Below are 14809 nucleotides of genomic sequence, written 5' to 3'. Positions count from 1 at the left end.
CCAGCCCTCCGGACCTCGTGGCTCCAGACGCAACAGGATAGCAGGGACGGCACAGCGAGGACGCCGGGCTCACCGTCCTTCACCGTCACGTCCACCCGTGCGCCCGGAGGCCAGCCGCACATTCAGCTCCTCCGGCGCCGCAGTCCAGGGAGACGCCTTCACCGCCTCCGGGCCAGGCTTCCCCTCATGGGCTGACCCTCTGGAGCGCGGTCGCCAGCCGGGCCAACCGGAGCAATCCCTGCTCGAGCGAAGCGGTCCAGATGTTCCCGCAGTTGATCCGGATGTAGTTGCGGTATCGCTCTCGGGTGGAGAACAGGGTGCCCGGAGAGATGGAGATGCCGTTCTCCAGTGCCCGGCGATACAGCTCCACGGAGTCCATTCGCCTGGGCAGCTCCACCCAGAGCACGAAGCCTCCTTTCGGCAGCGTGGTCCGCGTGCCCTCGGGAAAGTGGGCCAGGATGTGACGAGAGAAACGCTCCACCTGCACCGAGCAGTGCAGGCGCAGCGCTCCGAGGTGTCGCTCGTACTCCTTGGAAGCCAGAAAGCTCGCCATCACCTGTTGCGACAGTGAGCCACCCCCCATCGTGGATGCGAGCTGGAGCGCCTTCACCTTCTCGAGATACCGGCCTGGCGCGAGCCAGCCCACCTTGAGCCCTGGCGAGACAGTCTTGGAGAAAGAGGCACAGGTCAGCACGCCCCCCTGCGTGTCAAAGGCCTTCAACGGCCTTGGGCGAAGCCCCTGGAACGACAGCTCCGCGTAGATGTCGTCCTCGATGAGAGGGATGTCGTGTCGCGCGAAGAGCTCGACGAGCGAGGCCTTCTTCTCATCGCTCATCAGCGCTCCCATGGGGTTGCTGAAGTTGGGAGTGAAGATGCCCGCCGAGATGTCGCAGCGCTGGAGGGCCTCCTCCACCCGCTCCAGCACGACTCCTTCGGTGGGGTGCGAGGGGACCTCGACGACCTTGAGCTGGAGCTGCTGGAGCGCCTGAAGGATGCCGAAGTACTGGGGGGATTCGATGAGGACCGTGTCCCCCGGAGCGCAGGTCGCCCGCAGCGCCAGCCCGAGGGACTCCATGGTTCCGCTGGTGGCGACGAGCTCGGTGGGAGCCACGAAGGAGCCGAACCGCTCCAGCCGACGTGAGATCTGCCGGCGGTACTCGAAATTCCCCGGAGGCAGCTCATAGGTGCCCACCAGGAGCGGCTGCTCCCGGACCACGCGGCGGGTGATGCGGTTGATGGACTCACAGGGATAGAGCTCCGCGGCGAGACAGGCCGCGCCCAGAGGGAGGAGCTCCCGGTGCTTCGCCGACTCGAAGACGGTGGACACCAGCTCCGGCACGTCCACTTCCCTGGGAAGGGACAGGCGCATCCTGGGCGCCGTGACTCCGGAGGGCGTGCGAGGGCCCAGCACATAGAAGCCCGACTGCGGCTTCGACACGATGAGGCCCTTGTCCTCGAGAATCTGGAGTGCGCGGACCACGGTGTTCAGCCCCACCTTCTTGACGTGACTCAGCTCGCGAACGGAGCTCAGCCGCTCTCCGGGTTTCACCAGGTTGCTGGAGATCTGCAGCTCAAGCTCGGAGGCCAATCGCTCGTATTTCTTCATGGGCTCCCGGAACTGTATCCCATGCGATTCTGATTTCTGCATCTGTATCCATCAAGTGAGGGCCACTACCCTGGCAGCTCCTTTGCGGCTTCAGGAGGCACCATGAACCTTGACCTCGATCTGCAGCGCTTTCGCCAACTGCTGGAACTCTCCTGCGAGCAGGTGCTCTCGCTCTACGCCACCCTGGGTGAGAGGAAGGTCACCCATGCGAGCACGCCTCAACACATCGCGGACAGATTCTCCGGGCCGCTGCCTGCCGAGGGGAGGGAGCCCGAGGAGGTTCTCGCCAGAGACGTCCCGTTCATCTTCGAGCACTCCACCCTCAACATCAGTCCCAGGTTCTTCGCCTATGTGATGTCCGGAGGCAGCCAGGTCGGAATCCTCGCCGAGCTCCTCTGCGCCGCGCTGAACGTGAACGCTGCCAAGTGGCACCTCGCCTCGTCGGCGGCCGAGATAGAGCGAGTGGTCATCCGCTGGTTGTCGGCGCTCATTGGCTACCGCGACGAGGCGGGAGGCGTGCTGGTGAGTGGAGGCAGTGAAGCGAATCTGTACTGCCTCCGCGTCGCCAGGGATGCCCAGGCGCCGGGAGCGCGCGAGGACGGGTGTCGCTTCGAGCGTCCCCTGACGCTTTATGCGTCCACGGAGACGCACTCCTGTGTCACCAAGTCCGTCGAGATGCTTGGCATTGGGGGCCGGTACCTGAGGAGGATTCCGGTGGACTCCCGCTTCCGGGTCGATGTGTCGAAGCTGGAGGAGCAGATTCTCCAGGACCTGAAGGCGGGCATGCAGCCCTTCTGCGTGGTGGGCAGCGCCGGGAGCGTCAACACCGGGGCCGTGGATGACCTCGACGCGTTGGCGGACGTGGCCTCGCGATACGGGCTCTGGTTTCACGTGGACGGTGCCTATGGGGCCGCCGCCGCCACGGTGGACCTCACGAGAGACCTGTTCCGGGGACTGGAGAGGGCAGACTCTGTCGCCCTGGACCCCCACAAATGGCTCCAGGTGCCGTTCGAGGCAGGCTGCGCCCTGGTGCGAGATTGGGCCAGCCTCCGGCGCTCGTTCAGCTACGCCGCGCCCTACCTGCACGCGAAGAGCGACAGCGCGGAGAGGTGGGATTGGATGGGCCACACGTTCCAGTTGTCGCGCAGCTTCAGGGCCCTCAAGGTCTGGATGCAGTTCCAAATCTATGGAAGCCGCAAGCTCAAGGCGGTGGTCGAGGAGAACGTGCTCCTCATGCGTCGGCTCGCGGCGGAGATAGACCAGGCGCGCGACTTCGAGCTGATGGCGCCCGTCCCGCTGTCCATCGTGTGCTTCCGGTACGTCCCCGCGGACGGGCGCTCACTGAGCGACGACGCACTGGACCAACTGAATGACCGGCTCCTCGAAGAGTGCGAGCGGCGCGGGGTCTTCTTCCTGACCGGCACGAAGCTGAAAGGGCGCACCGCGCTCAGGGCCTGCCTCGTCAACCACCGCGCCACCGAGACCGAGACACGGGGGCTGCTCGCTCATCTCCGCACACTGGGAGAGGAGCTGACGAGCGTTCAGGCTCCCCACGGATAGGCTGAGCCTGCCCCGATTTCGTGGACCGGTTGGGAACGTGGACCCCACTCCGGCGCAGTGGAGCTGGAGCGTCGACCTGATGTGATGCCCCCGGACATGCTGTTCGCGGGGCCCGGGCGACTGTCGCTCGGCGCAGTGCTGTCCCGCGTGCTCACGGGACGCGCGCGACCCCCAGCACGTTGAAGGCCACCTGGAAGGCCAGGAGCCAGAGCAGGCCGCACCAGACGAAGGGGCTGCGCCGGGCCCCGGAGGAGAGGGAGCCCCGGTACAGCCACCATCCCGCCACGATGACGGCGGCCTCCACGCCGAAGTCGAGCCACGGCCAGGCATAGAGCTTCAGGCCGACCCGGGGGCCGTCGCGCCAGAGCCACAGGTGGCTGGTGACGTAGTCCGTGAGGACGTGGGACAGCACCAGGGCCCCCAGCAGCAGGCCCACGGTGCGTCCCCGTCCGAGCCAGCCGAGCGCCCCCACGAGCACGGACCAGCCCACGGCGGCAAGCAGGGTGTGGCTCCAGGCCGTGAAGGCATTGTCGAGCCCCGCGACGTCCACCGCCACGTCCACGAAGTCCAGGAACACCGTGGCGGTGCACAGCCACGCCAGGGGAACGCCGGGGCCCAGCCGGCGGGAGGCGAGCGCGACGCCGACGTGGCCCAGGTACATCAATCCCTCCGGCGGGAGAGGAAGTCGAACAGCACCAGCCCGGCAATCGGGACGGCGAAGCCGAGGAAGAGGAGCGATGCGGCCATGACGTCAGTCTACCTGCCGGAGCGCGCGCGAGGCCCTGCCCGCCGGCGCGTGGTCGATGTCGTTGCGCGCGGTGGGCGCCTTCCTGCGTCCGCCCGCGCGCGGTGCAGGACGGCGACCTCCAGGGCGCGCGACGAACGCCGTCACGTTGATGTCAGACCCGCTCCATAGCCTCTGTTTCAAGCGAAGGACCTCACCTCGCTTCTCTCGGCCAGGCATTCAGGCAGGAGCCCTGGCCAGCTTCAGAAAAGGAATCCACATGAGTCATACCTCGAAGACCTGGGCGGCCGCCGTCTGTCTCGCGACGCTGATGACAGCTCCCTCGGCCCTGGCCGGTTACCAGATTGAATCCGCGAACTGCTACAAGAACGCGGATGGCTCGGGGCGGTGTTACGGCAGCCTCCTCGGCTTCCGCAATCACTCCGGCGCCAACACCCAGGCCTTGTTCACCCAGACCAGCGCCTCCGCTCTGTATTTCACCGCGGCCCTCACGTCTGGCACGACGACGGAGTACTTCAACTGCACGGCTGACGCAGCGACGGGCGCGCAGTGGAGCAAGGCCATGAACCACCAAGGCTACTTCTCCATCTACTGGAACGTCCTGGGTGAGTGCTACTCGCTGTTCCTGAACAACGGCAGCCAGTACTCTCATTTCTGAGCCGCCATGACCGCCCATGTCTTGCGTACGGGGTTGCTGGGGCTGACATCAGCCCTGGGCAGCGCGATGGCTTGCTGGCTCGCGATGAGCCAGGGACAGCAGGTCCAGGACCTGCGCATGCAGGAGCTCTCCACCGAGGTCGCCGCGCTGCGCCGGGCCGTCCAGGCCATTCATCACGTCCCCAGCAGTCCTTCCGGGAGCAGCTCCGCGGGCATTCCTCCGTCCCTGGCCTCGGGCTCCGCACGGCCCACCGCCGAAGACCTGGATGCCATTGCCCAGCGAATGGCGACCCTGCTGACGGAGTCCGGGGCGCTCGGCATGGGCTCACGCGAAGCGGAGCCTCCCGCTCCTGCTCCAGCGCTGTCCCAGGAGCAGCGCGAGTCCGTGGCCCGCGCGGGCTCGCTGGTGGAGCAGGTCGTCTCCAGCGGGCGCATGACGGCGGAGGATGTGCTCGAGATTCGACAAGAGCTCTCCCACCTCCACGGCCGCGCCGAAGCCGCGGAGCTCCGGCGCAAGCTCGTCGTCGCCATCAACCAGAACCGACTCATTCCTTCCGACCAGACAGATGGGCTGCCGTAGCGCCTCACCCCAGAGTCCTGCTGTCGGAAGTCATCCCATCCAGGAGAAGACCATGACGAAGTCCCTTTCCCTGAAGTCCCTTTCCCTGAAGTCGCTGTCCCCGGTGGTGGCGCTCGCCGCCCTCGGCATCGCCTCCATCGCGAGCGCGGGCCTCCAGACGAGGACCGTGTCCTGCACCAAGAACACGGATGGCTCGGGCCGCTGCCATGGCAACTTCATCGGCTTCCGCGAGGACGCGGCAGCGACCACCTCCGCCCAGTTCCGTGATGACCTGGCCGGCAACCGCAGCTTCTATGCCCGGGCCACCGTGCCGGGCGCCACCACCGACACCATCTACACCTGCATCCCGGACGCCACCGTCTCGTCTCTCTGGGAGCAGGCCCTGAGCTCCCGGGGCTTCTTCGACGTGCGGTGGGACGCGAGCGGCACCTGTACCTACCTCAGGCTCACCAACGGCTCGCTCAACACGAACTTCTGAGCTCCGGAACAGCGAGCCGCGGTCGCGCCCGTTGAGGCTCGAGCCCCGTCGCCCAATCCCACCGCGTGGCGCGCTGCTTCCTCCGCACGGCACGCGCTGATGCGCCCAGACAGGGAAGGTGTCTCCTCCACGGCTTGCACCCCGTGGAGGAGGCACTGGCGCTCAGCGGGATGGCAGGTCCCTCAGCCGCAGCCGTGCGCCGAAGGTCAGCCAGTAGTGCGTCGCACGGTGTCTCAGCGACTCACTGCCGGTTCCCGAGCCCAGCCGCACGTCGAGCGAGTCATACCGGCCCGCCGACAGTGAGAAGAACAAGCCGCCCCACAGCGCGCTGACCAGGTGCTTGTCGAAACCTCCCTGGAGGCTGACCTCGGGGCCCGCATAGGTCAGCTCCGTCTCCGAGATGCGATAGCGCGTGCGCTCATGGCCCAGCCCCAGGCCCAGCCAGGGGTCCGTCGTGCCCCGGGCGTTGAAGTGGTAGGCCCCCAGCACTCCCAGTCGCAGGTTGCTACCCGTGCACTCCTCCGTGTCCGGACAGGTGCCGCGAATCTGCGCGCGCGCCAGCTGGCCCCACAGCGCGACCTCGAGGTCGGACTCGAAGCGGTAGCCCACGTCCAGCCAGAGCGCGAACAGGCCGCTGTACAGGTCGAAGAGATAGGGCGCCTCGGGTCCACCCTCGGTCGGTCCCCTGGGAAGGGCGTAGCCCGCGCGCAGCCCCACGCCCAGCCACCGTGGCAGCCCCCCCGCGTCCTCCTCCGAGGGTGACTCCGCGGCCGCCGCGCGCGGCAGGGAGACGAGCAGCGTAACCACCAGGAGGGTGCGAAGAGTCAGGCTTTGCATGGGAGGGACGCGACTATTACGGTCCGTTTCGCCACGTCAACCTGGAGGGTGGGACTTCATGCACGGCCATGCGTTCTTTCTCAGCCGCTGGCTGCTGCCAGTGGCCCTGCTGTGGATGGTGGGAGGCTGCGGCCCGTCCGTGTCCCTGGAAGAGGACGCCAGGGTCTGCGCCGACGTGGAGTGCACCGCCGGCACCTGCATCTCGGAGCAGGGGCAGCCGGTGTGCCGCTGCGGCGCGTGGGAGCAGGCGGCCGGGCTGACCTGTGAAGTCGCCATGGTCCGGGCGCGGGATGACCACGGGAACTCGTTCGACTCCGCCACGCCGCTCGTCTCGTCCTCCACCGAGGCGCAAGGCCTCATCAGCCCTCCCTTCCGAGGGGAGTCGGACGTGGACTTCTTCACCTTCACCGCGGAAGCCGGCCACACGTACCGCTTCAATTGCACTCCCAGGGAGGGGCTGCCCGCGTGTCACGTGCGCGTGCTGAAGGGGCCCGGAGCCCAGCGGCCGCCAGCGAAGGAGGGCGTCCACTGGTTCTACATGACCGAGACCACTCCCTTGTATCTGGTGGTGTCCGCGGGCCGCCCCCTCGACGCGGGCCCGTATGCGTACGAGTTCCGGGACTTCGGTCCGGATGATGCCGACAGCCGGCAGGACGCCCCTCGCGTTCAGGCCTCGGGCGAGGACTTCTTCGTGATGCTCCACCCGCTCGGGGACACGGATGTCGTGGCCTTCCACCCCACGGCGGGCCACGGCTACCACCTCAGCTGCGCGAGGACGGGACCGGGGCACCCGGACGTGACGCTGGCGCTGGTGGACGCGGCGGGCGCGCGCGTGGCCACCAACGACAACGGGCAGTTCCTGTTCGCCATGAAGGCCGGGGCGGAGGCGCGCTGGTTCCTGGAGGCGCGCGGGCCCGCTGCCGACGCTCCATGGGTGCTGACCTGCCGCATGGAGGACCTGGGGCTCGACGACCACGCGGACCAGCCCACGGGCGCGACGCCGCTGGCTCCCGGTGTGCCCGTGTCCGCCCAGGGCCATTGGAAGGACGACGTGGACGTCTTCTCCTTCACCGGCACGCGAGGGCATGGCTACGCCCTCTCCACGGAGCCGAGCCCCCGGTTCATCCGAATCACCGACGCCTCCGGACAGCAGGTGTTCAGCGAAAGCGGCAGGCTCCTGCGCCATCAGCTCGCCACGTCGGGCACCCACTTCGTTCACGTCTCATCCGGCAGCAGTCTTGCCAGCCCGTTTCCGCTGACGCTCCGTGAGCTGGGCCCGGACGAGCATGGGAACACCCCGGACACCGCCACGCTCATCACCGTGGGCAGCGTCACCCGCGGGGTGTTTCAGGAACGCGCGGACGTCGACGCCATCGCCTTCCAGGCGGACGCGGCCGGCCGCTATCAGGTCACCTGCGAGCCGGCCTGCACGCTGGGTCTTCACTCGCCAGGCGGCGGGCTGTTCCCGAGACACCCGTCGCCGACACGCTGGCTCATCGACGCGAGCACCGCGGAGCGCATCACCCTGCTGCTTTCCGGCGCGGGTGACAGCCTCGACTTCACCGTGCGCGTGGAGCGGACGGGGGGCTGACCCCCTCTTCGCGATGATGCGCGACGGCACGGAATACCAATCACCGGGGCCAGCGGTTCAGGGCCGCTGTATGGATGGCGCCCCCACTGCTGGGCCCGAGCCCAAGGCCGCACGACCACGATGCGCCGCCAGCCACGCCATCCGCTGGACCGCTGTATCCTTGCTGACTCTCCGGGAGACGTCATGAATCGGATGAGGGTGTTCGCGATTGTAATTGCTGTTCTCCTTGCCGGAGCGGCAGTGGCCGTTGTCGTGCTTCGAGGGTCAGGCGACGACTTTTCCTCCAACCTGGAGCGGCGCCCGAAGTGCTGGGTGAAGGTGGAGTCATCGGAGCCGGGGAAGTGCCCTCTCGGCGTCATCCACAAGGGTGAGTGCTACATGGCCGACTGGGCTGCCTGCGCGGAGTCCTACTGAAGGGCCGGCGTGCTCGAGGAGCGGCTTCGCCATCCCACGCCCCACCCATCCACAGGGACGGGCTGTCTCGACGAACCCACGAGAGGTCCATCGTGGCGCACATCGGCCGACAGACGCAGCCCTTCAGCGCTCAATTCCGAGGAACACGGCATTCTGTTTCTGGTGTTTCATCTCCCGCGCTGTTCCTCCCACTCCGAGCCACGAGTCTCCATGATGGCAAGCAAGGCATGCTGGGTCCTCTTCGCCGCCCTCTGTCTGGCAGTGGGCCTCTATCCCGGCAGCTACTTCCTCGCGGCCTCGAACTTTGGAATCCGTGCCTTGAAGAGCAGCGAGCTCCTGACCGACCCCGTCTGGAGCGCGGCCTTCTACACGCACATCGCCCTGGGAGGACTTGCGCTGGCCATCGGCTGGACCCAGTTCGTCGCGAGACTGCGACTCAAGCGCCCAGGCGCACACCGGCTCCTTGGAAAGGTCTACGTCGGCGCGGTCCTGCTGAGCGGGCTCGCCGGCGTCTACGTCGGCTTCTTCGCCACGGGGGGCGTCATCGCCGCGGCGGGCTTCGTCAGCCTGGGCATCGTCTGGCTCTATACCACTGCCTCCGCTTATTGGCTCATCAAGAGCCGGCGACTCGAAGAACACCGGCTCATGATGACCTACAGCTATGCCGCCTGCTTCGCGGCAGTCACGCTGAGACTCTGGATGCCCGTCCTGACTCACGCCCTGGGTGACTTCATCCCGGCCTACAGAGTCGTCGCCTGGCTCTGCTGGGTCCCCAACCTCGGCGTGGCATATTTCATCTCGCGCAGACAGCTCCAGGCGCGCGAGCTCGTGCCTTCGTGACTGTTGCCGCGGACCCTTGTCGAGCTTGGACCGAGGACTGCCGGCTTCATCCTGGCGCAATTGCCCACCGGTGGCCTACTCCAGTGCATCTCTGAGGTCTTCCCGGCTGAAGGCCTTCTCGAGCGCGCCGGGCCGGAACCAGTCCAGCGATGACAACACCGACTGCTGCAGGGCCTTGATCCGCTCCCGCACGCTGGACTCCACGCTTTTCTGGACCTCGTCCAGCGCGCGCAGCGCGTCGGTACGCGAGGCTTCCGGAAACTCCTTCACCTGTGCACGCAAGTGCGCCAAGGGCTCCTCGAAGGACTCCTCGTAGTATCCGTCCAACTTCTCGACCATGCTCGTCACCAGGGCCGGAGTGCCAATCTCCGCCAGCGTGCGGGCATTGATGCGCCAGGCGGACCCATCGATCAGCTCGTCGGCCACGCTGGGGGAAAGCGCACCCTTGAACACGCCGTTCCATTTCCTCTCGAACTCCGAGGCGACGGCTTCCACGTTCTTGAGGTGCTTCTCCAGCGAGGCATAGGCGGCATCGTAGAAGCGCCGGGCGTCTTCCTTCTGGGCCGGAGTGGGACACGCCGACAGCCATCCATCCAGAGAGGACTTCCCACCGTTGAGCATCTCCCGGGCTCTCTCCAGCCCGTTCTTCTGCCAGTATTCCTCCACCTGCCGGCGCGTTTCCTTGAAGAGGGGCAGGATGCCGCCCCGCTCGGCCTGGACGAGCGACTGGTAGTTGCCCATGCGACCGAAGAGCATGCTGTTCGTCTGCAGCCAGAACTCATTGAGCTGCTTGAGGCGCTCGGCCGCAGGCGAGATGACCGCGGCTACGCCTTTCATCCAGGGGATAAACTCCCCCAATAAATCCAGGCCTTGCTCCGCCCCGCTGAGCACGAACTGCCCTGCCTGTCTGGCTTTTTCGTAGAGCGTCCGCTCCTCCTCAGCGAACTTCTTGATGATCTCCCGGGTCATCTGCAGCATTGCCTGGTAGGCTTTCTGCTCTTCCGACTGCAGCGTGTCTGTTTCGCTGGTGATCCGCTTCCATTTCTCGTCCAGCGTCTGGCTGTACTCCTTGAGGCTCTGGTGGTTGGCCACCAGGTAGTCGCGCACGGTTGCCACATTGATTTCTGTCAGCGCGGCGAAGAACTGTTCCTCCTTCACCTTGTTTCCCATCTGCCACCCATAGCCCGCCGCTGCGGCTGGGGCCGGGAGCTCCAGGTTCCTCAAGGCGTTCTCGAACGGCTCCGCCAGCGCCGAGCGGACCGCTTCGCAACGGGAACGCCACTGCCCGGCCGCGGACGTGTTGCTGGAACTCTCGTCCTCAACGAGCTTGACCAGGTCATCCAGACAGGCTTTCCGGAGCGACAGGTATTGAGACATCGCCTCCCGCAGCTTCCTGGCGGCATCCTCGGGGAGCTTGTTCTGGATGGCCTCGATCTCCTTGAGCATCTCGTCCGCGCGGCTGGTGTAGTCCGGCATGGGCTCTCCGCTAGATGGAATTGCGGGTGACGATGCGCCAGGGGCCGCCGTTGCGGCGCTGAAGCCCCCACACCCGGCGCAAGGAGACTGTCACGAAGACACGGTCAACTTCCTCGAAGCGGTCGACGTGGCTCATCTCCACCACGACCTCCTCGACGTGGGGCGCGCCCTCGAACTCGCGGCCCGACATGAGTTCCCGGGGCTCGCTCTCCCACACGGGCTCGACGTGTCGGACCTTGTTGAGAATCAGGTTCCGGGCACGTCTCCAGTCGCCGTCCCAGGTGTTGTAGGGATGGAAGGGACGGTAAAAGGGCAAGGCCCCGCCGCCGCCGGCACTCCAGTCCGCGAAGAGAGACTTCCAAAGACTGTCCTGCCCGTCCTTCAACGCCCGGACCAGGACGCGCATCACGTCCGAGGGGGACGCATCGTCGGGAGGTAGGGCGCCGCTCGCCGTGGGCAGGAGCTCCTCTCCCGCGAAGGACGCCGTGGACAGGTCCATGAAGAATCGTCCGGGCGCGCGGACCGCCACCGGGTCCAGGTCCAGGCCAATGGCCGAACCCGAGCGCGTCACCGCCATGCGCGTCTGCGGCGCAATCCGGGCCACGACGTCGAAGCTCTCAGGCGTCCGGGCGTTGACCTTCATCTTGTAGCGAGACACCGCCTCGGCGTATCCCTTCAGCGCCGGGTGGTCCGCGGCGAGCAAGGCCCAGTGTCCGGAGTGCTGTACGGTGAAGATGGCTCGCACCCCGTCATTCACCGCTTGCCGTGCGGAAAGCCCGCGCAGGACCAGCAGCTTTCCCGTGATACCGGAGCGGTCGTCGCGAATCAGGTCCAGGCGCGGGAGGCTCTCCAGCACGTGGGCTTGATTCGCCGCGAGGAACGCCTCCCAGCCCCGGTCACCAGCCTCCGCCACGACTTTCTCGCACCTGGCGTTGGCCTCGCGGAACCCGAGCACCTCCGGCGGCAGGGCGAATGGCTCGCCGGCGAGGCAGCGCTCCACGCGGTCGAAGTCTTCCTTGAGGCGCCGGGAGAACTCTCCCGGATAGAGCTTCAGCGCAAGCTCCACGCGCGCTTGATGTTGCAGATGGGCCTGCCACTCCATCCGGTTGTCGAGCCCCTGCAGCCACCGCCCGTCCAGGTAACGCTCCCAGTCCCACACGCGCTTGGGATACCAGGACATCCACGACTCGTCGGTGCCGTCCCGAGCGAACTCCTGGGGCCCCCCGGGCGCCAGGGCCCGCTTCCCGGCGGAGTCACAGTACATGCGCTCGGCCCGGAGGCGGCCTTTTACCTCGAGCGAGCGATACCCCCGGCCGGGCCTGTTCTTCCGAAGGACGGTCAACGAGATGGACGCCCCCTCCACCAGCGAGGCCTCGGCGAAGCCGTTGTGCTCGCCGTGCTGCCCGATGACCTTGGGGGCCTGGCTTTGCCGCTCACGGGCATCCTCGGGCAGCGCCAGCGGAATGCCATTCACCGCCAGGATGAGGTCTTCGATCTCCAGCCCGCTGTCCCGGAACCCGCTGTCCCATTGAATCCAGCTCACTCGCGCCGCGAAGGGCTGGTGGTCATGGAGGAGCGTCGTCTTGAACCCGGACACCAGGTTGGCCGAGGTGATTCTCTCCAGCTCAACGGCTTGTGTGCTCACAGGGCGCCCCGGGCGATTCGGAGTCGAATGCGAAGTGACGGAGCTGGCGACTGTAGGTTCACTCCCAGTGTGACACAAGATCTCGAGGGGAGGTCGCGGGCTGGTGCGGAGGCGCGGGTTGTCGGAACTCGGCGTGCATTCTCCGGGCACTTCTTGGGAGCCGGAGTGCCGTCGGGATGGTCCGTCCCGCGACGAGCCAGCCTCCGTGACGTCGTCGGTGGCCTCGTGCCATACCTGCCAGGAGCCGCTGCTCATGACCCACCGCCCTGAAGGAACCCGTTGATGGATTGGCCCCTCGTGCTCCAGTTCATCCGGCGACGCGACCCGGCATTCCTGTCCAGGATGGAGGGGGTGCCGGACGCCGCCGTCTCAGCCCTGGCCGCCGACCGCGGCGTCGTGCTGCCTGGCACCTATGCGGAGTTCTTGCGGCGGATGGGTGTCAGCAGCAATGGCTACGCCCCGTTTGGCGCCACGCAGGACCACGGCTTCGCCGCCATCACCGAGCGCCTCGCCGACGAAGGCAGCGTGCCACCCGGCCGCTTCTTCCCGGTGGCCATCGAAAAGGAGCTGGCCGATATGTTGCTCGCAGGTCTGCCCGGCGCGCGGCGGCCGGCCGGCCCGGGCAACCGGGGCTGAACCCGTCGCGTCGTTCCAGCGCGCTCAGCGGTTCGTCGATGCCGGCCACGCCAGGCAGCTCGCGGGGTTCGTCGAGGGCGGGCAGCGCGGCCAGCACCGCAAACGATACTTCACTGCGGAGGGGCTCCACCGCTTCGCCGCGCTGAGCGTGGGCTGGCGTGGCCGTGAGCGGGCGGCGATGCGTGCTGCTCCCGTGGAGGTGCACCCGCTGGGCGGGAGGCCGCTGGCGGGGAGCCTGCTCTCGAGCGGCCCGTCTCCCGTGGAATCGTGAGGAGCGAGCACAGGGCTCCTACCGCGCACAGCCCCGCGGATACCCAGAGCGCGCGCCGCGTGCCGGCGAGGAAGTCCGTGCCCATGTCACCCGCGAGCCCGCCCAGCAGCGGCAGCAGCGCCACCGCGAGCAGGCCCGCGATGCGCGCCACCGCGTTGTTCACTCCGGAGGCGATGCCCGCGTACTCGTCTCCCACGGCGCCGAGCACCATGGCCGTCAGCGGCCCCACGGTGAGCGCCAGGCCCAGGCCGAGCACGATGACACCCGGCAGCACCGTGGCCACATAGCTGCCACCGTGCTGGAGGCGCGTGAGGAGCGCCAGCCCCAGTCCCGCCAGCAGCGGCCCGGCCACCATCAGCGGGCGCGCGCCGAAGCGTCCCACGAGCCGGCCCACCACAGGTGACAGCGCGAGCAGCAGCAGGGTGATGGGCAGCAGCGCCGCCCCGGCACCGAGCGCGGAGTACCCGAGCTGCTGCTGCAGTGCGAGCACCACCAGGAACGTCGCGCCGCCCAGCGCGAAGTACACCACCAGCGTGGTGAGATTGGTGCCGGAGAAGGTGCGCGAGCGGAACAGGGACAGCGGCAGCATCGGGTGGCGCTGGCGCTTCTCCAGGACGATGAAGGCGGCCAGCAGCAGGGTGCCTCCGACGCCCGCGACGATGGTCGGGGGATGCCAGCCGTGGGAGGGGCCTTCGATGAGCGCGTAGATGACGCCGCCCAGCCCGAGCGCGGCCGTCACCGAGCCGGCGAAGTCCACCCGTCGCGCCTCCTGGCTCGGTGCGACGTCCGGCACGTGGCGCAGGGTGACCCACGCGGTGAGCGCAGCCAGGGGCACGTTGAGGAAGAAGACGAGCCGCCACGAGCCCGCATCCACCAGCCAGCCTCCGAGCAAGGGGCCCACCGCGGAGGTGACACCCGACAGCCCGGCCCAGGCGGAGATGGCGCGCTGCCGGTCTGCCTCCACGAAGGACGTGCGCAGCAGGGCGAGGCTGGCGGGCACCAGCAGCGCGGCCCCCAGGCCCTGTGCGGCGCGGAAGAGGGCGAGCGTCCATGCGCTCGGAGCCAGGCCACACAGCACGGAGGTGGCGGTGAAGGCCACCAGGCCCAGGAGGAAGACGCGGCGCTGCCCCCACGTGTCGCCCAGCGCTCCGCCCGTCAGCACCAGCGAGCCGAGCGTGAGGAGGTACGCGTCCACCGCCCACTGGAGGCCGGAGAGGTCCGTCTGGAGCTCGCGGCCCATGGCGGGCAGGGCCACGTTGACGGCGGTGCCGTCGAGGAAGGCCATGCCGCTGCCGAGGACGCTGGCGAGCAGCACGCCCCGACCGCGAGGGCTGGCGTAGGCCAGGGGGGAGTCGGGAGCGCCGGAAGCCATACGGCTCAAGCGTGGGGCTCGGGTGGAGCCCTGTCACCCGCCGCGCGCCTGGCGGTCCTGGCGGGGGCTCGGCTGCTCGGGCCCTGGCTCCGTGGAGCATG

At 67.8% G+C, this 14809-nt stretch carries 13 protein-coding genes; 7 read left to right on the top strand and 6 right to left on the bottom strand.

What is annotated here, in order from left to right; translation table 11 throughout:
- Positions 1-184 precede the first annotated feature (184 nt).
- Positions 185-1606, bottom strand: coding sequence for an aminotransferase-like domain-containing protein (locus LXT23_RS04865; protein ID WP_253978885.1), 1422 nt, complete (start codon positions 1604-1606; stop codon positions 185-187).
- A 102-nt stretch (positions 1607-1708) separates the two neighbouring features.
- Between LXT23_RS04865 and LXT23_RS04860 the strand changes: the two genes are divergently transcribed.
- On the top strand, positions 1709-3166 hold the full coding sequence (locus tag LXT23_RS04860) for a pyridoxal phosphate-dependent decarboxylase family protein (RefSeq protein WP_253978884.1): 1458 nt from the start codon (positions 1709-1711) through the stop codon (positions 3164-3166).
- A 151-nt stretch (positions 3167-3317) separates the two neighbouring features.
- Here the strand turns inward: LXT23_RS04860 and LXT23_RS04855 are convergent, their stop codons facing one another.
- Positions 3318-3827, bottom strand: a complete 510-nt coding sequence (locus tag LXT23_RS04855) for a hypothetical protein (RefSeq protein ID WP_253978883.1) — start codon at positions 3825-3827, stop codon at positions 3318-3320.
- 343 nt (positions 3828-4170) lie between these two features.
- Here LXT23_RS04855 and LXT23_RS04850 point away from each other — a divergent pair, with 343 nt between their 5' ends.
- Genes LXT23_RS04850 through LXT23_RS04840 form a run of 3 tightly spaced genes read left to right on the top strand, consistent with a single transcriptional unit; the run spans position 4171 to position 5626 of the window.
- Complete coding sequence (locus LXT23_RS04850) at positions 4171-4569, top strand: hypothetical protein (protein WP_253978882.1); 399 nt, start codon at positions 4171-4173, stop codon at positions 4567-4569.
- 6 nt (positions 4570-4575) lie between these two features.
- A complete protein-coding gene (locus LXT23_RS04845) occupies positions 4576-5148 on the top strand; it encodes a hypothetical protein (RefSeq protein WP_253978881.1) in 573 nt (190 codons plus the stop codon).
- A gap of 52 nt (positions 5149-5200) precedes the next feature.
- On the top strand, positions 5201-5626 hold the full coding sequence (locus LXT23_RS04840) for a hypothetical protein (protein ID WP_253978880.1): 426 nt from the start codon (positions 5201-5203) through the stop codon (positions 5624-5626).
- Positions 5627-5788: 162 nt separating this feature from the next.
- Here LXT23_RS04840 and LXT23_RS04835 read toward each other — a convergent pair whose 3' ends face one another.
- The gene (locus LXT23_RS04835) at positions 5789-6463 is read right to left on the bottom strand and encodes a hypothetical protein (RefSeq protein ID WP_253978879.1); all 675 of its coding nucleotides are present in this window, start codon (positions 6461-6463) and stop codon (positions 5789-5791) included.
- A 58-nt stretch (positions 6464-6521) separates the two neighbouring features.
- On the opposite strand from LXT23_RS04835, the gene LXT23_RS04830 reads away from it, so the two are divergent.
- Both LXT23_RS04830 and LXT23_RS04825 read left to right on the top strand, forming a co-directional pair.
- Positions 6522-8054, top strand: coding sequence for a hypothetical protein (locus tag LXT23_RS04830; protein WP_253978878.1), 1533 nt, complete (start codon positions 6522-6524; stop codon positions 8052-8054).
- Positions 8055-8678: 624 nt separating this feature from the next.
- Positions 8679-9308 (top strand): DUF2306 domain-containing protein, encoded by a 630-nt coding sequence (locus LXT23_RS04825; protein WP_253978877.1) that lies wholly within the window; start codon positions 8679-8681, stop codon positions 9306-9308.
- 75 nt (positions 9309-9383) lie between these two features.
- Here LXT23_RS04825 and LXT23_RS04820 read toward each other — a convergent pair whose 3' ends face one another.
- Positions 9384-10784 carry a hypothetical protein gene (locus LXT23_RS04820; protein ID WP_253978876.1) on the bottom strand — a complete coding sequence of 467 codons (1401 nt, stop codon included), beginning with the start codon at positions 10782-10784 and terminating at the stop codon, positions 9384-9386.
- A 10-nt stretch (positions 10785-10794) separates the two neighbouring features.
- Entirely contained in the window at positions 10795-12429 is a 1635-nt protein-coding gene (locus tag LXT23_RS04815; RefSeq protein WP_253978875.1) for a hypothetical protein, read from the bottom strand.
- Positions 12430-12726: 297 nt separating this feature from the next.
- Here LXT23_RS04815 and LXT23_RS04810 point away from each other — a divergent pair, with 297 nt between their 5' ends.
- Positions 12727-13065: a hypothetical protein gene (locus tag LXT23_RS04810; protein WP_253978874.1), complete on the top strand. Its 339-nt coding sequence runs from the start codon at positions 12727-12729 to the stop codon at positions 13063-13065.
- Between the two features lie 110 nt (positions 13066-13175).
- Here the strand turns inward: LXT23_RS04810 and LXT23_RS04805 are convergent, their stop codons facing one another.
- Positions 13176-14708 (bottom strand): MFS transporter, encoded by a 1533-nt coding sequence (locus tag LXT23_RS04805; RefSeq protein WP_253978873.1) that lies wholly within the window; start codon positions 14706-14708, stop codon positions 13176-13178.
- Between the last annotated feature and the right edge of the window lie 101 nt (positions 14709-14809).

This window comes from Pyxidicoccus xibeiensis (assembly GCF_024198175.1).
Classification (GTDB): domain Bacteria; phylum Myxococcota; class Myxococcia; order Myxococcales; family Myxococcaceae; genus Myxococcus; species Myxococcus xibeiensis.
Note: the sequence above shows the minus strand (reverse complement) of the source record. Positions and strands in the feature narration are given on the sequence as shown.